At 56.2% G+C, this 18,972-nt stretch carries 18 protein-coding genes and 1 pseudogene; 9 read left to right on the top strand and 10 right to left on the bottom strand.

The annotated features are described in order from the left end of the window. Positions 1–598 precede the first annotated feature (598 nt). On the top strand, positions 599–1,348 hold the full coding sequence (locus tag ACVTFQ_RS24395) for a hypothetical protein (protein ID WP_313760949.1): 750 nt from the start codon (positions 599–601) through the stop codon (positions 1,346–1,348). Beyond that, a pseudogene (locus ACVTFQ_RS24400) lies at positions 1,314–1,891 on the top strand (adenine deaminase C-terminal domain-containing protein). The gene ACVTFQ_RS24395 and the pseudogene ACVTFQ_RS24400 overlap by 35 nt, the downstream one beginning before the upstream one ends. 98 nt (positions 1,892–1,989) lie before the next feature. On the opposite strand, the gene ACVTFQ_RS24405 reads toward ACVTFQ_RS24400, so the two are convergent. Both ACVTFQ_RS24405 and ACVTFQ_RS24410 read right to left on the bottom strand, forming a co-directional pair. Then, entirely contained in the window at positions 1,990–3,114 is a 1,125-nt protein-coding gene (locus ACVTFQ_RS24405; protein WP_470424040.1) for a trypsin-like serine peptidase, read from the bottom strand. Positions 3,115–3,122: 8 nt separating this feature from the next. After that, entirely contained in the window at positions 3,123–3,938 is an 816-nt protein-coding gene (locus ACVTFQ_RS24410; protein WP_470424041.1) for a C40 family peptidase, read from the bottom strand. 183 nt (positions 3,939–4,121) lie between these two features. Between ACVTFQ_RS24410 and ACVTFQ_RS24415 the strand changes: the two genes are divergently transcribed. Then, complete coding sequence (locus ACVTFQ_RS24415) at positions 4,122–5,594, top strand: hypothetical protein (RefSeq protein ID WP_470424042.1); 1,473 nt, start codon at positions 4,122–4,124, stop codon at positions 5,592–5,594. Positions 5,595–5,733: 139 nt separating this feature from the next. Here the strand turns inward: ACVTFQ_RS24415 and ACVTFQ_RS24420 are convergent, their stop codons facing one another. The 3 genes from ACVTFQ_RS24420 to ACVTFQ_RS24430 all read right to left on the bottom strand — a co-directional run bounded on the left by ACVTFQ_RS24420 (position 5,734) and on the right by ACVTFQ_RS24430 (position 7,907). Further along, the gene (locus ACVTFQ_RS24420) at positions 5,734–6,486 is read right to left on the bottom strand and encodes a hypothetical protein (RefSeq protein ID WP_470424043.1); all 753 of its coding nucleotides are present in this window, start codon (positions 6,484–6,486) and stop codon (positions 5,734–5,736) included. A gap of 254 nt (positions 6,487–6,740) precedes the next feature. After that, positions 6,741–7,397, bottom strand: a complete 657-nt coding sequence (locus tag ACVTFQ_RS24425; RefSeq protein WP_470424044.1) for a dienelactone hydrolase family protein — start codon at positions 7,395–7,397, stop codon at positions 6,741–6,743. 87 nt (positions 7,398–7,484) lie between these two features. Then, on the bottom strand, positions 7,485–7,907 hold the full coding sequence (locus ACVTFQ_RS24430) for a hypothetical protein (RefSeq protein WP_470424045.1): 423 nt from the start codon (positions 7,905–7,907) through the stop codon (positions 7,485–7,487). Between the two features lie 532 nt (positions 7,908–8,439). Here ACVTFQ_RS24430 and ACVTFQ_RS24435 point away from each other — a divergent pair. Beyond that, positions 8,440–10,386: a DNA cytosine methyltransferase gene (locus ACVTFQ_RS24435; RefSeq protein ID WP_470424046.1), complete on the top strand. Its 1,947-nt coding sequence runs from the start codon at positions 8,440–8,442 to the stop codon at positions 10,384–10,386. A 64-nt stretch (positions 10,387–10,450) separates the two neighbouring features. Here ACVTFQ_RS24435 and rclC read toward each other — a convergent pair whose 3' ends face one another. After that, positions 10,451–11,092, bottom strand: a complete 642-nt coding sequence (rclC, locus tag ACVTFQ_RS24440; RefSeq protein WP_470424047.1) for a reactive chlorine resistance membrane protein RclC — start codon at positions 11,090–11,092, stop codon at positions 10,451–10,453. A 143-nt stretch (positions 11,093–11,235) separates the two neighbouring features. On the opposite strand from rclC, the gene ACVTFQ_RS24445 reads away from it, so the two are divergent. Next, on the top strand, positions 11,236–12,150 hold the full coding sequence (locus ACVTFQ_RS24445; RefSeq protein WP_470424048.1) for an AraC family transcriptional regulator: 915 nt from the start codon (positions 11,236–11,238) through the stop codon (positions 12,148–12,150). Positions 12,151–12,263: 113 nt separating this feature from the next. Here the strand turns inward: ACVTFQ_RS24445 and ACVTFQ_RS24450 are convergent, their stop codons facing one another. The 4 genes from ACVTFQ_RS24450 to ACVTFQ_RS24465 all read right to left on the bottom strand — a co-directional run bounded on the left by ACVTFQ_RS24450 (position 12,264) and on the right by ACVTFQ_RS24465 (position 15,493). Continuing rightward, positions 12,264–12,581, bottom strand: coding sequence for a hypothetical protein (locus ACVTFQ_RS24450; RefSeq protein ID WP_470424049.1), 318 nt, complete (start codon positions 12,579–12,581; stop codon positions 12,264–12,266). Beyond that, complete coding sequence (locus tag ACVTFQ_RS24455) at positions 12,571–14,433, bottom strand: AAA family ATPase (RefSeq protein WP_470424050.1); 1,863 nt, start codon at positions 14,431–14,433, stop codon at positions 12,571–12,573. Before ACVTFQ_RS24455 ends, ACVTFQ_RS24450 begins: the two co-directional genes overlap by 11 nt. A 5-nt stretch (positions 14,434–14,438) precedes the next feature. Further along, positions 14,439–15,062 (bottom strand): hypothetical protein, encoded by a 624-nt coding sequence (locus ACVTFQ_RS24460; protein ID WP_470424051.1) that lies wholly within the window; start codon positions 15,060–15,062, stop codon positions 14,439–14,441. Between the two features lie 248 nt (positions 15,063–15,310). Next, the gene (locus tag ACVTFQ_RS24465) at positions 15,311–15,493 is read right to left on the bottom strand and encodes a hypothetical protein (protein WP_470424052.1); all 183 of its coding nucleotides are present in this window, start codon (positions 15,491–15,493) and stop codon (positions 15,311–15,313) included. A gap of 230 nt (positions 15,494–15,723) precedes the next feature. Here ACVTFQ_RS24465 and tnpA point away from each other — a divergent pair, with 230 nt between their 5' ends. The 4 genes from tnpA (at position 15,724) to ACVTFQ_RS24485 (ending at position 18,825) form a co-directional block, all read left to right on the top strand. Beyond that, positions 15,724–16,140: an IS66-like element accessory protein TnpA gene (tnpA, locus tag ACVTFQ_RS24470; protein ID WP_470424053.1), complete on the top strand. Its 417-nt coding sequence runs from the start codon at positions 15,724–15,726 to the stop codon at positions 16,138–16,140. After that, positions 16,121–16,474, top strand: coding sequence for an IS66 family insertion sequence element accessory protein TnpB (tnpB, locus tag ACVTFQ_RS24475; protein ID WP_470423747.1), 354 nt, complete (start codon positions 16,121–16,123; stop codon positions 16,472–16,474). Before tnpA ends, tnpB begins: the two co-directional genes overlap by 20 nt. Before the next feature lie 51 nt (positions 16,475–16,525). Then, the gene (tnpC, locus tag ACVTFQ_RS24480) at positions 16,526–18,112 is read left to right on the top strand and encodes an IS66 family transposase (protein WP_470423746.1); all 1,587 of its coding nucleotides are present in this window, start codon (positions 16,526–16,528) and stop codon (positions 18,110–18,112) included. 485 nt (positions 18,113–18,597) lie between these two features. Then, positions 18,598–18,825, top strand: a complete 228-nt coding sequence (locus ACVTFQ_RS24485) for a hypothetical protein (protein WP_470424054.1) — start codon at positions 18,598–18,600, stop codon at positions 18,823–18,825. The last annotated feature ends 147 nt before the right edge of the window (positions 18,826–18,972 follow it).

The following is an 18,972-nucleotide window of genomic DNA, read 5'->3' on the forward strand; positions in this document are numbered from 1 at the left end:
GGATGGTTTCTGAGTCACTCGCCGCTACCACCGACACCAAATGATGGCGTTGAGATGCGAACCGCTAGCCAGCTCTAACCGTTCGCGGGGCTCTGACCAGGGCGGCTTACCGACTTCGAGGGCCAACCGATGACATCCTCGACTGCCAGGCACGGCGGGACTGAGATTGCGCGTGGAGCAAATCTCAGCCCCGACTTCCGCTGCTTCGCTGAGCGCGGCATCCCATTGGCATTCCCTTTGCCCCTCCATAGCCACGCGACAGGCTTGTCTCTTGCAGTCAGACACCAAGCTTGCCTCTCACGTTCCGACACGATGGGATGTTGTTTCCCTCATAAATTGTAGATAGAAGTGAGCGTTGCGAAAGCGCTTGGCACGCGACCGCCACGCTCGCCGCAAGGTCGGCACAGGCAGCGGCGACGCTACGGCCAAGACAATCCCCACTTCAATGTTCGAGACGCGCCCCGCTCCTGCCGCCTAGCGGCTCCCTTCTGACTGAGCAATGCCGGCCTGCAGTGAAACTGGTTTCGGAGGCTTGGACTGAGGCTCCGGCAGATTGCGCCCGCTTGCCGTGTCTCTTCGCCTGTCTGACGAGCGGCCGTTGGTCACGCCTTCGGCGGCTGCGCTGCAGGGCGGCCCGTTAACCGTTGCGATGGGACGTTGCCGTGGGACTTGGCAACACGGCGGTGGCTCTTCCGGCCTGACGATAGTGCTCGACAACACTTTGCCGCTTGCAACGCCGGTGGTCATCCTTTTGAGAAAGAAGGAGACCACTATGAGTACAACGATGACGCTGCGAGATGGCACAGAGGAATGGGTTAGCCGGTGCTACTTTCCGACAGAAGAGCGCCTTGCTTCTCTGGGAGTTGCGATCGGATGGGTCGATGAACAGGGAAACGCGATTGATCGGGTGCCTGACAGACTAGACCAGCGGTATGCGGTGCTTTCGCCAGATGGCCACGTCTGGATATCGTGCCCGCTGTTCGCGACGGGCTTTGAGGAACTCTCCCTCGAAGACGCGTTGAAATTGGGCTTTACGACGTCCGAGTACCAAGCTGGCATCAGGCACAGGCTTCTGACGTCAGAACTCCTTCAAACGGAGGAAGGACTGATGGCTGAACAGATCGCACCGCGCGACGAGGCTGAAGCAATCTGTAGAGAAGGCGTCTTCACTGACTGGAACGAACCAAGCGAAGCCCGCCGGGTTCCCTATCCATGCGAGCAGGACTTTGAAGGCTATGAAATTGTCGGCTGGGTGGATGATACGCCGCTCGATAGACTGCGGAGTGAATACCTGGTCAGAGATCTATCGAGCGATGAGGTTCGGCAAGACGTCAAGGCATCAGATTGAAACCGTCTGCAATGCCGTCGGCGTGCCAGGTTGCAATGTGCTTGAGGCATCGCACCTAAAGTCAATTGAGATCATTGGTATCGAGACAGCAGATGGTTATTTGGTGCCGGACGCCCGCCGGGACATCGCTGCGGTCGCAGTCATTGAGCGCTATCACAATTCCGGTCGGGTGGGCAAAGGCTTCGTCAAAGGTTTCGGACTGAAGCGTGGTGAAGTATCGTCGAGCACGAACCATAGTAATCATCATGTCTGCGCGATCGGCACCAATTACGATGACATGCAGCTAGCTCTGTCGGAGCTGAAACTAATGGGTGGCGGCTACTCGACGGCAAGGTCATCGGAAAACTTGGGTTGCCCGTCATGGGAATGATCTCAGACCTGCCAGCGGAGCACTTGGCAGCGGAGATGATCGAGTTCGAGCGGACGATGGTCGAGGATCTCGGGTGCGCAGACGTGAGGCGTCCAATGTACGCATTGAACTTTCTGTGTTCGCCAGTAGTCATGAATTATGGGATCACAGACCTCGGACTCGTTGACTTGTGAACATGGAACGGGTCGCGCTTTTTGTGGGCAACTGAGTTTCTACGTGTCCGCTACCCCATCGCATCCAAAGCTTCGTTGCGCGCAGATGCACTCGCTGCTCACTGTTTGGTTGGGTTCTGATACTCCATCATATACCTCCGCCAGGCTTCTTGCGACAGCTGATCAATCCTTGAGCCATATGCCCCGACCTTAGCCCGAGACCGATCTCGTGCCGACTGGGCTGGCGAATTGGGAATCACTACGACTCCGCCCACCAGTCCCCCGAGTCCGCCCATTCCTCCTTTCGGAGGCGAAACATCCGTCCGCAACTCGATCACCTTGCTACCCTGTTCCTGTGCCGAAGTGGTCACCACCAATCCATCAGCCTGCGCTTCTTTCACCAGTGCGTCGAGTTGCACGGCAAGCGAGGTGGGGGTAGTCGGCCCCCCCGCGGGCGGGATCGGAGAGAAGATCGACGCATCCGGTATTTCGATCTTGGCGCCAGAATTGATTGCGTCAAACTGAAAGATTTTAAATTGGACAGGATTACAAAGCCTAGTCCCTAGTTGGAGCGGCTTCTCCTTAAGCAGTGTGAGCAGACTTCCTACGGGTGTCATCACGCTGAAAGCGGTATATTTCGCATGCCTGGCACGCAATATGCCAACGACGTTGAACATGTAGATCACGGGCCCGCCGCTCTCGCCTCTTTCAGCCGGTGTTGGGATGAGTTTGACAAACGGCTGAAAGTCTTTGTCGCTTGACTCAATCTCAATAGGCATCGGGGAAGGCGTGTGCATTCCGCCGGGGATGCCAAATCTGACCGCATCTACGAATGTGACATCCTCTGGACTCAGTCCGAGTGCACACATTGGCGGAGGTACCGCGGAGCTGAGCCTAAGGACGGCAACATCGTCACGAAGCGTCTCCACCGTGCCATATAGCGGAACGTTCAGCAGAGATGACGACAATGCAATTCTCGGAGGGCCACAGTTCTTATCCAGTGCGAAGACGTGGCTGGCGGTGACGGCGACGTCTTCACCGATAAGAAACGCCGTCCCCTCGGATTTACAGATGTTCTCGCCGTCAAGGTTAAAGACCACTTGAGGCGAAGAGACGTCCACTTTTAATATGGCTCGCGAGAATACCTGCTCGACCTGCTTTTGCATCTCGGCAGCGTGAGCCTCGGCATTGAAAATCAGCGAAATCGGTATGATTGATTGAGTGAGGTTTCGAAACAGGCTCATCTTTTAGCCTACTTCAGAGAGACGTATTTCATGAAGCGGCTCTGCGGCGAGGTCGACATGTTCGCGATAGTTATCGCCCCACCGCTGCCGGGGGAAGTCTGGTTTCCACCTAGTACCTGCACCAGATTATTCGACGGATTACGCAGATAAAACGCCACGTGGCCTTGGCCAAGGCAGTGAGCGGTTGCTGCGTCTGTCCCGGCGTTCTTGAACACCGCAAGCTCGCCCCGTACCGGGTTCTTAACTTCAGTCCAGCAACGGAACGAACCAGAGGCGGCACTATTTGTACTGTGGTTTTTGAGATTTTCGACCTTGAACGGCTTGCCGCTTTTCGAGAAGAAACTGGGCGACTTTCCTATCTCGTCCGCTCCTGAAGCGTGAGCTCTAAGGATGCACCAATTAATGAAGGCGGCGCACCAAGCGGTGACGTCACCCTCTGGTTTTGTCTGCGTAGCAGAAAAGAAGTGGAAAATGACTGGGTTCGCGCGCTCTGGCCACTCCCGCGCAAAACGCCGCGCCTCTTGACCATAGGCTCCTGCACCCACGCTGAGAAAATATTCAGCGACCTCAATGGGAGAACAATTATAAGGCGAACCGATCAAGACCTGATACGCGGCATCTACCTCGTCGTCACGAGGACGAGCTGTCCCGACAGCGTCAAGTTCGATATAGGACGCCGGTGGCATTCCTGCCTTGGAGACGAGATCTTCAGGCAGTGGCGGCACAGAGCCTATAATGGCGACATCGCTTTCACTCGCCAGTACACTTCCGGTGAGGCTGAGCATTGCACCAATACCACCAAGCACAAATCCGCGCCTATACATCGCCCACCTCATCGTTATTGGAAAGGTCCCCAGTCAATATTAGTGCCTCATCGTCGACCGAAATGCAAGTCAAAGTTTTATAGTCTGATTACTATAAAATCGCTTGTGTTGCATTACGCCTTCCGTCATCAGTACGACTTGCAGTGGCACGCTGTGAATCTGATGAAAGGTTGGGAGCCGCGAATGAGGTACTTACTCGCATTACTTCTTTTGTTCATGGGTTCGGCGACGGCCAGCTCGCAGACGGTTGCAACTGGAAGAGAAGGACCGCTTAAGGCCGGGACGCTCTACTATGTGACATTCAGTTGCAGCACAGATCTTGCTAGGGCGCGCGGAACTCTCGGAGGCTTCCTAGGTCTTGGGGGCTATCAATCAGCCACCCACTTCTTCAGTCTTACCGCCGAGGACAATGACCTGTCGGATGGGAAGATCGAGCGACGAGACAGTGTCAAGTTCGTCCACGTTTTCTCGAACAACAGTGGGAATGTCATAAAGCAGGATTGCCGAGGCCAGCTTCTTATGAATGGCAGCGACCTCCCTAAGGTCACTGTATATTTCAAGAGGACAAAGAAACACCTGCCGGATACCGCGATCAGAACGATCGTTTTATTAAAGGATCTTTCGTCGCCGTTCCTACGCCTTGTGCGAGGCGATGAAGCGGCAGATAAGGACAAGGAGGCCGTAGCTGAAGCGGGAAAGATTCTTACAAGCTACGAGGCATACCTTCGGCTATTTGAGAACGAGGTGAATTCCGACACCATAGAGAGGCCTTTGGCAGTTGGCACAAATCTTATCAGGACAGATGCCTCGACTGTGCGCATCAGCGTCAAACCGGTCAATGGTTGCGTCTTGTCTTCTAGCGTCCCATTCTCCAAGCTTTACGACAAGCTGGTAGACTTTCAGTTTAGCGTTGACAAAAAATCCCCGCACGACGCCTGCGTCGACTTCTTAAGCGCGATCCGGAGGGCGGGCTTCACCCATTTCGATGACCGCGCGTACATCCTCTATCATGAGGATCTCTTCACCGAGAAAGAAAAATATCTCGAGTGCCTACAGGCGGACGACCTTGTACCTTCAATGCTTGAGAACAGGCGCTTCTATTCCGATCTACCTAAATCGATCGTGATAACCAGAGCAGACTTTGACCGCTACGTCTCAGAGCCCATTGCTTTGGCACGTGCGGCGACGAGGGATGCGGACCTGAGACCGCGTGTCGAGGCGCTCGTGGATTTGCTTGGGAGATTCGGAAAACAGAAAGGTATCGTACCTGATGATCGACCTGAATTCGACAAACTAGCTGCCGATCTCGTGGAGGTGAATGATAAGACCGACGAGGCTCTCATCTCGCCCAAGGTCGAATCCTTGGCAGACTTGAAAACGATAACCACTGGCACGATTGACGCTGGTCTCAAACGTCTCACAGACGCCGGCTATTCGCAGTTCGGCTGCTACCATCTCGTTCGCTCAGCTTCTGGACTTGAGAGTTACGATGGCGCGGAGGCGATGATACTTGCGGGACTTCCAGACGACACGGACAAAAAAAGGACTCTGGGCCTTCGGTTGATATTCGATGACGATCGTCGGCTGGTCAAGGTATTGGTGACTCAGCGACTGGTGCCCACTCTGCGGACATCGGTGGCTGGCTGCTCGCTATAGCTGTTCCCTGGCTTGGCTATGCCGCGGCCGATAGTGCAATGTCGCCTCAAAGCAATCCGACTGAGAGATCCTTTCATCAACAGGCACTAGCATCGCATTGGCAATGTGTCCTATCCATCTCCCGACTGGGATCGGGTCCTCAGTACCGTGTTTTCCGAGGATGCTTTTTGTTCCGTTTTGCCTCCGCCATTTCCTCCGCTGCCGCACCTTCTATAACTTGCAAGATCTCGGCGTCCCACCGCCGGGTGAGGAGCGACACCACGTTGAAGGCGCCATAAAAGGTGTGATGTAGTGTTATCGAACCTTCGTCTCCCAAAGGTGCAATCACATTGCAGAAATAGACGGGCTGCATGTCAACGTCCATCGACGTGGGCGCCGTCATGTCGGGATGAACTTTGGAGAGCTGCTCAATGAATTCCTGTGCGGAGGTATTCAGGGCGTTATCCTCTGCATCCGAGCTAATAAAATTGGGGTATCTGTGGTGAAGGCGGTGTTTCTCATCATCGAAGCGCTTGCGGAAATGAGCATAGAAAGTTGCGTGGCAGATACTGTCCAAAACTCTATCGATACGCTCGACGTCTACCCGATAGGCACGAGTTCCATCGCCTAAGGTTTCGGAGCCGTCTATGAGAACAGCCGCATACCCGCCAGATTGGCGAACTTGCGGAAGAACCTTGTTGACGAAAGTGTCGCGAGCTAGATTTCCTTCCCGCGAGCAGTGGATGGCAATATGAGCCAAAAAATATTGATCGTCATTTGATCGAGCACTGTTATGAAGGAAACAAGAAGGCACCGTCTTAAGTTGCAGTTTCGAGTTTTTGGGAAACAACGCTTTCGGTGGATAGTGTTCGCGACTTGTCGCCTTCTCTCCGCACCGGTAGCATCTTGCCATTCTTCACACTCCCGGTAGCTCACGCGTTTAGCTGAAACGGCTGGACCCACTCGACCTTCGTAAACGAAATGCGGAAGCAAGTCGCTTTCTTCAAGATCGGCATTCAGGCAGTCGCGATGAAGCGCCTAAACCTCACTGCGAACAGCGTCGGGCTCCGCATCGATTGCCCTGTAGCTACTAAATACGGCCGCGTCCAGACCCGTTGCAGCCCCGAGCCTTTTGCGACGCTGCGGCGTCCCGCTCAAGACTTTTGGCTAGACAAGATGATCGGCCCAAAATCCCAAGTCTCGGGACCAAGCAAGCTGCGCGGCTACGTTATCATATTCTGGTATGTCAGGATTGAGGAAGCCGTGATCGGTGTCATACCTGTCTATGACGGGCTCCTTGCCGTGTGTCTCAAGCTCTCGCTCCAAAGCATCCACCATCGACGGAGTGGACCATGTATCTCTGAGCACGAAATGGTCCTTGATTGGATTTTTCACTTCGCCTGCCGCGGCAAGAGACGGCGATGGAAGCCTATTGTAGCACGACGATGCGCTTAACACTTCAAGCCGGATAGCTCCCAGCACCGACACGATGCCTCCAAGACAGAAGCCGGTCAAACCTACCTTGCAGGCGAACTTCAGAAGGAAATTGGCAGCCGATAGAACCTGCAAGTCGGCGGCGCTCAGAAAGTCGAGCGCGTTCATAGCCTCCCCGGCCACCCCCTCGTCATGATAAGGCACCGTCCGACCCGCATATAGATCGGGAGATATGGCATGATAGCCAGCCGATGCGTACTTGTCGCATACCGATTTGATCTGGTCTTGCAGTCCCCACCACTCCTGGATGACAACTACTCCAGGTGCCTTGCTTGACCCCGCGCTGGCGAAGTAAGCCGATCCGCCTTCTAACTGCACGATTTCACCCATTGACTTGAAGTCTACCCGGCATCAACCATTGCTAACATCAGGCGGCCGGCCTTGAACCTGATCGCAGGGAGTCGAAATTCATCGACTTCAGTAGCTTTGGTGCAACGAATCCTTCGCGGCAGCGAGGTTTCTCTTGAAATGCGCGACCCTCTCGCCAAGGATTCGAAGCTCTTCCGGGAGTTTTGCACGCCGCGCCATCACCTTCGCAAGTGCCTCTTCCTTGCGCTTGAGATCTGTGCGATTGCTCGCGATCCGCAATGCCAGATCCTTGGCGCGTTCGGAGGCGAGCTCGGCTACCGACTTAAGCTTTGCCCGAAGCTGGCGATAGGCCATCTCGAGATGCGTCGCACAGAGCCCAAGGTGCTGATAGAAAGAGACCTTGAGATCTCCCGTCCATCCACGACCGGCTCTCAGCTTCGCCAGAAGCAGCCGTTCGGCGCGGCTCATCAGCGCCGCATATTCGTCGAGAACGATAGCGAGAGCGGGTCTACCGCCCTCGCGCAAATCCAATCTCGTTTCGAATGTTCTGATCAACCGACGCCGCCCTCCAAACCAACCTTAGAAGAATGGTCCGGGCAAAATCGATCGGCCGCATGCGCCTTCGGTAGGGAGCGCCTCCAGCGCCGCTTCAACCATTTGTGACGAATACCCGAATGATCCTCCGTGAAGAGAGATGCCCCTGCATCCCCTGCAGCCGCAAAGGGCTCCTCGCCGGATATCGGAGCCAACTCGAAGCGCCGTCAAACGTCAGCACTTGCCCGTTCGGGCATCCCGCATGTGGAATGGGGCGTTTATGGCAACGATGCGTCCGACAGAGACTCCACTTGGGTAGCCGTCCGCCAGCTTTTGCGAAGCGAACAAACGCGTAATCTTCGACATCCCTGCGGGGGCTCCAAGAAAGCGCTAAAATGCTCGTATCAATGGGGGCCGGGTCCAAAACGTCGACGGTTGCTTTTTTTCGCAATCCATTGGATTTTAACTGCCTGATTACCTGCATGGAAAGATCCCCTCCTTATGGACGTTTCGAAACAGGACAGTCCGCATGACCGAAGTCGACATCAAAGCTGAAGCGCTTTCCAAGGCCAAAAAACAGATCTTGAAGATCCAGGAGGCGATGACAGCCCGCGTCCTAGAGATGGCAGCCGAAGTAGAAAAGCTCATGGCGATCGTTCCTGTTGCCGAAGCCAAGCACTTCCTGAAAGCGCGCTGTAACTTGCCAGCACGAGAGCTTTCTAGCTACGTCGGCTTTGCGCAGACCCTCAAGGGATCGGAGGAGGTTCTGCGCAAAAGCCGTGCTTCCTTCCCGGTGGTGAAGGCCCTTGTGGAAGCCGATGCCGAAACTAGACGGGAAGTTATCGAGCGCATGCAGATTGGTGCTCAGGTGGACACCAAGGACGTTGCAGCCATCCGCAGACGCCTTGCCGAAGCAAAGCTCTCGGGCTCCGATATCCAGACTGCTGTGAACAAGAAGATCGTAGCTACCGCGGCGCGGACTCACGTGAAGGCGACCATCACGTCGTTCGAACGCCGGGTCTCCTCTTTTTCAGAAGAGCTCAGGCTTCATTGCAAGAAGGGCAGTTCTTCATCCGCAGTTGTGCAGACCGGGCTGCGTCACGAGGCAGGAAGTTTGCTAGCGCAGTTCACGTCTCTGTTCGGAGATGAACTGCCTGCTGTTTCAAGCTTCAAATCGAGGTCGTCAGGCTATTGGATGGCACGCGCACATGAAGTTTTGAGGGACTTCGCAAATGGCACGCTTACCGAGATCGGTCCGCAGCACACGAGCTCTTTGCAGGTGGTCTCGGGGAAAAGCAGGATTTTGTTTGACGGGCGCTGGCGCAAGGCCCTGACCGAGCCCCCGAAGGGGTTTGCTCCACGTGTGATTGAGCTGTGTGCTGGTGCCGGTGGTCTGGCTCTTGGGCTTGAGCGTGCTGGGTTTGAGCACGTCGCACTTATCGAACGCGACAAGCACGCTGCGGCGACGCTTCGCAAGAACCGGCCGGACTGGAACGTAATCGAAGCCGACATCCGGCAGATTGATTACACCCAGTACAGAACAGACAATATCGACCTGCTGGCTGGCGGTCTTCCGTGCACGCCGTTCAGCACTGTCGGCGAAAAGAAGGGAAAGCACGACGAGAACGATCTCCTGATGGAGGGCGTGCGGGCGGTATACGAGATCAGACCCAAGGCATTTCTTTTCGAGAACGTTGAAGGGCTGCTGCATGCCCGCCATGCGGACTACGTGGCCGCTCTGCTTCAGAAGCTAGCTAAGGCCGGCTATGAAACTACGATAAATCGCATCAACACACGCGATTACGGCGTTGCGCAGGATCGCTCGCGGATCATGATCGTTGGTTTTCAGAAGAACCTGGACTCGCATTTTGTGATGCCGCCGAAATTCCCGCAACTAGCCAAGAACATGGGCGACGTCCTCGCGGACCTCATAGGCGCCAACGGTTGGACAGGCGCTGATGCCTGGGTCCGGATGATGAGAGAGCGGCCTGAGCAGGATCGATTTGGCAGATCACTTGGTGCTGGCGCATTGTCGGACACTATACGGAAATACCAGGGAAGTCCTCAGGAGGGCGAAGCGCGGCGCGCAAAGAAGAACGGGGTCTCATACGCGCCGCCCGCAAAGTCTGCGCCCACGAACGAAGACGCCGCCAAGCCGGGCTTTTTGCCCGGACTTACAAACCGTATGCGCGCCAGACTGCAGGACTTTCCAGATAACTGGCACTTTGCGGGCGGACTTCAGAGCGTCACCGATCAAATCGGTAATGCGGTTGCTCCGGCGGTGGGCCAGGCAATGGGGCTGGCATTGTCTTCTGCCCTTAAAGACTGGCAGTTCGATTGGTCTGCGATCTTCGAACCTATGAAGAGTGGAAGCCGACAGCTGATTGATGCGCCATCAATAGCTGCCGAGCTCAACTTGACGGCTAGCGATCCGAAGGTGGACTTGGCAGGCGCTCTTACCGCCGCTGAAGCGTAGAAAGACGGCACCTCTCCTTTCATCAGTAGATGCGCCGTCCTTTTCTGCGCCCCGAGCCCAAGATTTATTTGTGTAGTCGGGTGACTATATCGTCTGACAGCACGAAGTCTGCGATCGGGGTCTTTGCAACGACGCGGTCTTTCAGAATAGCACGAGCTGTATCAACGATGATCAGCCACGCCCCTGCCATGATGACCGTATCCTTCAAGACCAGCCGTCCGGCGCCCGATAGGTATGGGAAGCCATGCTGGGCGTCCCCGAGAGCCGGGACCCAGGCTTCGGGCGTGGTAATGAGAAAGGAAAGCGTCACGATGGGCGTCGCGAAGGACAGGGCCGCTCCGGCAAGGCCGCCCCACTTGGAAAAGAAGCCGGAGAGCGTCAAAGCCGCGATGATCAGTTCAACAGTCCCCAGTCCGTCGGAGAATTGGTAAGTGTGATTTTCTGTCTGCCAAGCACGCTCTTCCGGCTTCAGTTCGCCTTCTTTGGTCAGATGCTGCTTGTACTCTTCAGGGTGCGCGTAGAAGAAAGACATAACCGGGCTGTTTGCGACGAACGGCGTGATACTGTCGGCCTCGTAGGGTACGAACTTCAATAGTCCGATCCAAATGAAGACGATGGCGATGGCGATGCGGGTTGCGCCGATGCCGATCCGGCTCGATCTGGGGCTGGCAATCAGTCCGAGGGTGTTAGTCAGAATTGCATTCATTGCTGTTGTCCGTGATACACGAGTGGTCGAAGGCGGTCAGCCCGGATGCACCAATCATCTGCCGTAGGGGACAAATGTTGAACGCTCATCCGTCTCAGCTTTTGGCTCCATCGTATCAAAGTAGAAAATATGACCGGTGTGAAATGGACGTCTTGAGTGAGTTGATCGGTCTCGCGCGTCTGCGCCCTGCTGTGGACGTCCACTGTTTGCTGGGAGGACGATTTAGTGTTGACCACGAGCCGACAAGAAGGGGTGTCATGCCTTTTCATCTTGTCCTCGGCGGCGAGTGCGTCATCGAGCTTGAAGGCGGACAGCGAGTCGAGCTTCAATCCGGCGACATCCTATTACTGACCAGGGGAAGCACCCATAGTATTGTGAATCGCCATCCAAGCGGCGCGACAACAGATCTCGTGATTGAGGACGGCCCCTTGATGCAGCGGCGAACAGTTGGCGTCGCCGCGGACGTAGATCTTCTCTGCGGTCATTTCGACTACGATCCCAAGGCAAGCGGGCTTCTGCTCGACACACTACCCGACGTCGTTCAAGTCTCACTTACAGGCCAGCAGTCCGACGTGCGGCTTGCTTCGATCGTGGGCATTCTAAAGGACGAGACAGCTCGAGAACTGCCGGGATCACTGACGATCATGGCCTCGATGTCACTTGCTCTTCTAGCCATGGCTCTTCGCAACGCCGGACCCGACGTCGCCGGGCTTCCAGGCCTTATGAAAGACTATCGCCTATCAAAGGCGGTCAGCGCGATGCTACAAGACGTATCACGCCATTGGAAACTCGAAGAGCTTGCCGATATATCTGCGATTTCGAGGGCCACATTTGCCAGGCATTTCAGAGCTGCGTCTGGCATGACTGTCGGCGAATTTTTGACGGAGTTCCGAATGACAAAGGCGGCGGACCTTCTTACGCGGGGATCCTACCCCGTCGCCGAGGTGGCGGAGGCCGTCGGCTACGACTCAGAGGCAGCCTTCGGGCGTGCGTTTCGTCGAAGCCGCGGCACGACACCTAGCAAGTTCAGGCACAGTGCCGTCGGCAACCGATCCTAGATGTGATCTGCATCAGCAGGCTGGCTTGGCAGAGCTCCTGCTCATCAAGCGCCGATGCGTGCCTTTCGGGCGGCCCCTCACCTCTCGAACCTCTTCTGGTAACCGACGCTTTGTCATCGGTTAGTGATTTTGCGACGTGTTTTCGTCTCTTTACCCTTAAGGATGGCGAACAACTCATCGAGGGTTGGGTCGCAGATAACGCCCGCGAAATCGTCCACCGAGATAATGACGAAGTGACGACCTTCAAGCGCGAATAGTTGTGGCGTTCCGTCCCCAGCCGCAACAGCTATGGAAAACAGACGAACGCGGGCCTGTCTTAGGGACAACGCGCCGCCGCACGCTTTTGTCAGCACTTGCAGCGTAGCTGCCATCAAATCGTTACCCGGTTTCGCGCGTAGCGCTACGATTTCGCTCCTCCAGTCACGACCCATGATTTCCCCCGAAAGATGAAAACATTACGCGGGCGGTCTCACCGTCTACCGAACCCTTATCGACAAGAATGGACGCGAGCGCTTCGACGAAGGGCCGATTGTCTGTGACGATGGTGATAGCATTCGCCAACTGCGCGCCTAGGATCACCTCGACCTGTCGGCTGACGGCGGGCGTAGTGCGCCGCAAATGTTCAAGCTCATGCGGATTTTTGGCAGCGAAGTAGTTCAAGGAGCTTCCCATCCCGTAGAAAGCAACCATCGTGGTCGCGAGATCGGCAGCATGGTGCAGATCTCCACCAGAGCCACCTGCACCATTCATATGCGCCCCGAACACCACTTTCTCGGCGGCCATCCCAGCAAGATCCACGGCGATCATCGTCAGATAATAGTCGTTCGTCATGAGACGCTCGCCGCCATCGAAGTGGGCGGCCCCTCCGATCCCGACTTTTCCGAAGCTCTCCATCAACACGACGCCAGTTAGCTCGCCGTAGTCTAGCGCGAGCCCGACGACGACATGACCAGCCTCATGGATAACGATGCGGCGGCGCAGCTCTCCATCGATCGGCTTCTCTTTCGGAAGACAGGAGAGGGCATGTTCTAGCCACCTACCACTACTTCCTCCCCGCCTTACTTTTCGCCGCGTGTCACGCGCTAACTGAGCAAGGTCTGCTCCGGTGAAACCGGCGGTCTTCCATGCAACCTGATCAAGCTCTTCGACATTCAACTTCCCACCGAAATGGGTCGACAGTATCCCCCTTCGCGCAGCGAAATCCGGGGAGGCAAGTCTATAGTGCCTGCCCAGTCGCCCTGGACGTAGCAACGCTGGATCAATGCGGTCAGGGTTGTTGCAGGCGCCGACAACGACGACGCCTTCCCGCCGGTACGCTCCGTCTAGGCATTCCAGCAAAGCAGCAACGACCTCGGTGCAATATTGGATGTGGTCGCCAGAAAACTTGGACCGATCTCCGATGCTGTCGAACTCGTCCAACAGGAGTACACACGGGGCCTGCTCAGCAGCGAGCCTGAAGGTCGACCTCATCGCTGCGAGAGTATCGCCCAAGTGCCCTGCGGCTTGCCACTGCGCCAGAGACGACGCATTAAAGGCGCAGTCGCAACTACGAGCGAGTGATCGAGAGAAGAGCGTCTTTCCCAACCCCGGCGCGCTGCTCAAAAGAATGCCGGCATCGACGTCTTCCCACGCCAGCTTCCCATCCTTCCACTCCGCTAAGTCAGCCTTCAGGTCCCGCGCCCACTCGGCAGCCTCTCCATATCCACTCAACTCTTCGAGCAGAGGGACCTTTGTGTCCATTCCGCTCCATCGCACGGCCTCTAACCTGTCCAAGACATCGGCATGCGCCCGTCCGGGGCGAAGTGCTGAAAGCACATTAGAAATCGGATAAGCCAGCAGTTGTGTGGCCTTGTCGTGGTCAAGCACGGCATCATGGTTGGTCTTGACCGCCTCGACGAGCATCTCTGCATCCATCGGAACGATAGGAACGATCTTGTCGGCCGACGCAACAACGAATGCTGGCACCCCTTCCTCCTTCAGAAGAAAGATGACAACGCGCTTGCTGAGCCGGAGGACGATCTTGATGTCGCCGTGGTCTCTGCGACCCCGGTCGCTAATGACCTCACTGCCCAGTTCGACGTCGGCCAAGATCTTTTCGGTTTTCTGTAGATGATCAAACGCTCGTTCCAGATCTTTTCGAGCCTCCGCCGGTATCAGGAGCGCCAAGGTGAAGGGCGCTCCCTCGAATACGGGTGGGTGAGCTTTTAGCGAGTTTTTGAGGGCGACCGCCCAAGCGGTGGTCGCGAACCCAAAGGGTATTTTAATATCCGTATGGCGGTACATCTCTCCTATCTCCGAAACACGCTGACAGTGGTATGGGGAGCGATTAGTTCGACATCGAGATCAATGGTCACCCAGCGGCGAAGGATCAGAGAAGACAGGCCAGCCATCGGGCTGATCTCGCGGAAGACCGACAAGCACTCGGCTACGGTTGCCGAACCTTCCTGTTCGAGCGCGGCCAGCAAGCGTATTCGGTCGCCCAGAGGTGTCTGATAGCTAGCGTATCTGAGGAGATCTTTTGCATTCTGGAGGCGGCACCCTGCCCTTACCTCCTTCGAAGATACAAATCGGTGCCTGATGCGCCGGCAGGCGGCCGCTTCGGTGACCTCCGGATCGCCTTCGCCATCGACAACGTGGAAATAGACATCTCGCCCGTCGGCGTAGCTCGCCAGAAGATCTACCGGCGGCCCCTCCCACCCGATTTCCAGCAAAACTTCATCCATGCCATATGGCCTGCAGCACCATCCACTAACGTCATCATCGACGTCGAGAAGGCAGGCGAAATCGCGACCGAGCTGGTTGCGGAAAAATGGAGGATTCGAGCACCGAACAGTGCCGTAGGGATGGAAGCGTTCTACAGGAAAATGGGCTGAATTACGGGCCGCACGACCCATCGCATTCGAAGGATTCATCGTCGTTCTCCACAGCAATCACCAAGGTTTCGCCGCGTTCGCGGCGAGACATTCAGCGTTGTTGAGGTTGTCGACGGGTCCTAATCATGCGAGAACAAATACAGAACTGAAAAACGGGCGTCAAGGCGCCCCCGCCAGATTCTTTTCGGCGATACGATCTGTCATCATTCAGCGCAGGCGACAACGAAGATTAGCCCGTTACTTGCTGCGCTCGAGCACAACAGTGAATTGTTGGTGGGTTGGCTGGCCTACACTTCAGGCGACGCGATGGACCGACGCCACTCGGCGAACTCTTCATTGCTCATGCCTTTGATGAGAGCCGCGGCTGACAGAACAGCCCTCAAATCGTCGAGTGAGAGCTTGTCCAAATTGCGCTTAATGTCCTTCTCCACTGCCTCGCGACTGCGGTTTCCCATCTGGCGTTTCGTCATCGAGCAAACTCTTAACCACGTGGTAAAATGCAAAGCTGTTTTGCCAGCGGCGTCAACATTCATATGACCAGTTTTCTCAGACGGGAGCGGAGAGTTTGGCGCTGGCGAGAGACGGGTGTCGCGGAGGGCACCGGGTGACGATGTAAGGTAAGCGCGAATTTCTGCACACCTTCTGAAGAGGGGTGCTCTGATGCATGAAGTGTCCACTAAAAACAGGTGGACACCTAATCATGGACGATACTCCTAAACTGCAGGTGCGGCTTGTTGGTCGCGACGGCCGCCGTCGATATGACCCGGCTTCTCGGAATCAACTAATCGCAGCGTGCTTAGAGCCTGGCGTTTCGGTCTCACGACTGGCGCGGGAACACGACGTGAATGCCAATCTTGTTCACAAGTGGATAAAGAAGGCCAAAGCGGAGCGGCCGTTGCCTTTGGTTCCCGCGTTTGTCCCGGTTCAGATTGCACCGGAATTGAACTCAGATGGCGGCGGTTTACCGAGCAAGAGTGTGCGATTGGGCAGGCCGTGTCCTGCGTCGAAGGTGAGTGCACTCTTGCCCAATGGGATCAGCCTTACCGTTGAGTGCGACGATGAGAGTGGCCTGATCGCAATCATAGGAGCGTTGAGCCATGTTCAGACTGGGCGCTGATCTGAAGGTCTACCTCCATCGGGAACCCATCGACTTCCGCGCGGGCATCAACAGCCTAGCGGTCCTTGTGCAAGAGGTGATGGAGCTAGACCCGTTTGCTCCATCAGTGTTTGCCTTCTGCAATCGCAGGCGTAACCGGGTGAAGCTCTTGTTCTTTGATCGGTCCGGGTTTGTTATGGTCCTGAAGAAACTAACGGAAGACCGGTTCAGGTGGCCCCGCCGGGAAACCGCGGTGGTGACGCTGACGACAGAGCAACTCCACTGGATCCTCGATGGCATCGATATCGATGCGATGATCCGCCATCCCGTGCGGCAGTATCAGATTGCTGGCTGAGGATGGCGAATTGAGATTGACGCGCAGGGGCGGTTCAGATTCAAGAATCTGATGACGCGCACCGGCGAACCGAGCATTGCAGAACTGATGGCGCAATTAGCAGCCAACGCTGCCGAAATCGCTGCGCTCAAAGCCGAGAAGGAAGCGCTCTCGCAGCGGGTCGTCAAGCTGGAAGAAGAACTGGCACTGGCAAAGCTCCATCGCTTTGCGCCCCGCAGTGAGAAGCACATTGATCGTCTCTTCAACGAGGCCGAAGAGGCTGCGGTCGAAGGTGGTCGCGAGGAAGACGATGTTGTCGAGCTTCCGGATACTGGCTTGCCTGCGGCCGAGGGCGTTACGGGCAAAAAGCGGGGACGCAGGCCTCTGCCGGCAGACCTGCCGCGCGAGCGTGTTGAATACGACCTTGCTGACGATCAGAAGGCTTGCCCGTGCTGCAAAAGCCCAATGCATCGCATGGGCGAAGCCGTTAGCGAGCAGCTCCATATCGAGGTCAAGGCAAAGGTCCTGCAAAATGTGCGGTTCAAGTACGCTTGCCGCCACTGCGATCGTACCGGGATCAACACGCCTGTGGTAATCGCACCGATGCCACCGCAACCCTTGCCGGGCAGCATCGCTACTGCTTCGACGCTGGCCTTCGCGCTCGTGCATAAATACGTCGACGGCACGCCGCTCTACCGCGTGGCGCAAACATTCGAGCGTGCTGGCGTTCCGATCAGCCGTGGCGCTCTTGCGCATTGGGTCATCGGCTCGAGCGAGAAGCATCTATACCGCATCTATGATGCTTTGAAGCTGCGACTACGATCGCAGTCTCTCATCCATGGCGATGAGACGACGGTTCAGGTGTTGAAGGAAAAAGACAAGGAAGCGACCAGCACGTCGTACATGTGGGCCTATCGCAGCAGCGAGGACAGTGACGAACCAATCGTGCTTCTCGACTACCAGCCCGGCCGCGGTCAAATCCACCCACAGACCTTTCTCGGTGACTACGACGGCATATTGGTGACCGACGGCTACACAGCCTGGCGCACATTGCATGGCGCAACCCATGTCGGATGCATGGCGCATTCACGGCGGCGCTTTGTCGAGGCCCTCAAAACCAGGAAGAATGGAGGCGGACCGCCGGAGCAGGCGCTCCGGTTCTTCGAGCAGCTCTATCGGATCGAAAAGCAGGCAAGAGACAAGACCCCAGATCCAGGGGAGACAAAGGCCGATTGCATTCGCCGTTTCCGCCAGCAACACAGCCTGCCTGTCCTGAACGCCCTAAAGGCGTGGCTCGACAATATCGCGCCAAAGATCGTGCCGGATACCAAGCTCGGCGATGCGGTGTCCTACACCCTGAACCAATGGGATTACCTGACGCGTTACACCAGCGACGGCAGGATGCCGATCGATAACAACATTCTGGAACGCGAGATTAGAGTTTTTGCCACCGGAAGAAAATCGTGGCTGTTCAGCGATACCGTCGATGGAGCCAAAGCCAGCGCCGTGATCTACAGTCTCATGCTGACCTGCCGCGCCTGCGGCGTCGATCCGCTCGCCTGGCTGCGCCATGTGCTCACCGAGTTGCCTCAGCGCAAGGAAACTGCTGGCATTGGCGACCTGCTGCCGTTCAACTTCTCCAGAAACTCAGCCGCCTAACTAGCCGCATGTCGCTCTCAATGTAAACGACCTGGCCCTAATACAGCCGTCAACGCGCATGGAAAATCGCGCTTACGATGTAAGCGGCCTCCCTTTTCGTGCGATCGATGACATTGAGCATGAGCCTCTGCTCTAGTCAGAAGGGCCTATATTCCTTTTTGGATTGCAGCTTGATAGAAATGAGCGCACCTTGCGTTGCCGGCATTGACGCTGGCATGAGATCGACTGTCGTCGACCCCAAACCGACGCAAGTCGATCTCGCTAATGCAGTGTGTCGAGATCCGGATGCCGCTAGCTCACTCTGTCATGCACAGAGGGCACAAGTCGCTCGATCGCTACTCCAGGCACTGGCACTCAACCGCAACCCAATGATACAAGCATCACATAGCCACCTGGGTTCACATACCGGCTGTGTTTGTTAGGAGGCACACGTCCGCCGATGTAAGATCGGAAGGCGCATAGTGCTGCAGCTGAGGATGGCTCCTATGGAATGGTTCCCGATAGTGTTCTTTACGTTCAAAATTCTCGCGTTGGGTATCGGGATGTACTTTGCAATCAAGTGGCATTACGACCAACTAGACAAGCCGAAGAGAGGCGCCGCGCTCCGCACCAGCGCCAAGATGGCTGGACTGTTCGTGGTAGGCCTCGTGAGCGTGGGGCTCATCGCCTTCCTCGTTAGTAGGACACTGGGCTTGGACCTGAGTCTGAATTGACGCCATTTTAGCTCTCCGCTTTCATCTGGCGCACCGAAGGATACGCCACCTCGGTGTCACTAGACCGCTTGCAGGAAGATTTCGATGCCGATGCCAAATCTTACAATAGCTATCCTGGCCTAGACGACATCCTTGCCTTGTCAGCAC

Source organism: Rhizobium sp. O111, from assembly GCF_055616315.1.

Coding starts and splice junctions, on each gene's coding strand:
- tnpC (WP_470423746.1), top strand. CDS start 16,526: ATGACGCGCACCGGCGAACCGAGCATTGCAGAACTGATGGCGCAATTA.
- ACVTFQ_RS24415 (WP_470424042.1), top strand. CDS start 4,122: ATGAGGTACTTACTCGCATTACTTCTTTTGTTCATGGGTTCGGCGACG.
- rclC (WP_470424047.1), bottom strand. CDS start 11,092: ATGAATGCAATTCTGACTAACACCCTCGGACTGATTGCCAGCCCCAGA.
- ACVTFQ_RS24450 (WP_470424049.1), bottom strand. CDS start 12,581: ATGGGTCGTGACTGGAGGAGCGAAATCGTAGCGCTACGCGCGAAACCG.
- ACVTFQ_RS24460 (WP_470424051.1), bottom strand. CDS start 15,062: ATGAATCCTTCGAATGCGATGGGTCGTGCGGCCCGTAATTCAGCCCAT.
- ACVTFQ_RS24465 (WP_470424052.1), bottom strand. CDS start 15,493: ATGACGAAACGCCAGATGGGAAACCGCAGTCGCGAGGCAGTGGAGAAG.
- ACVTFQ_RS24420 (WP_470424043.1), bottom strand. CDS start 6,486: ATGGCAAGATGCTACCGGTGCGGAGAGAAGGCGACAAGTCGCGAACAC.
- ACVTFQ_RS24485 (WP_470424054.1), top strand. CDS start 18,598: ATGGAATGGTTCCCGATAGTGTTCTTTACGTTCAAAATTCTCGCGTTG.
- ACVTFQ_RS24405 (WP_470424040.1), bottom strand. CDS start 3,114: ATGAGCCTGTTTCGAAACCTCACTCAATCAATCATACCGATTTCGCTG.
- tnpB (WP_470423747.1), top strand. CDS start 16,121: ATGTTCAGACTGGGCGCTGATCTGAAGGTCTACCTCCATCGGGAACCC.
- ACVTFQ_RS24455 (WP_470424050.1), bottom strand. CDS start 14,433: ATGTACCGCCATACGGATATTAAAATACCCTTTGGGTTCGCGACCACC.
- ACVTFQ_RS24410 (WP_470424041.1), bottom strand. CDS start 3,938: ATGTATAGGCGCGGATTTGTGCTTGGTGGTATTGGTGCAATGCTCAGC.
- ACVTFQ_RS24435 (WP_470424046.1), top strand. CDS start 8,440: ATGACCGAAGTCGACATCAAAGCTGAAGCGCTTTCCAAGGCCAAAAAA.
- tnpA (WP_470424053.1), top strand. CDS start 15,724: ATGGACGATACTCCTAAACTGCAGGTGCGGCTTGTTGGTCGCGACGGC.
- ACVTFQ_RS24425 (WP_470424044.1), bottom strand. CDS start 7,397: ATGGGTGAAATCGTGCAGTTAGAAGGCGGATCGGCTTACTTCGCCAGC.
- ACVTFQ_RS24445 (WP_470424048.1), top strand. CDS start 11,236: ATGGACGTCTTGAGTGAGTTGATCGGTCTCGCGCGTCTGCGCCCTGCT.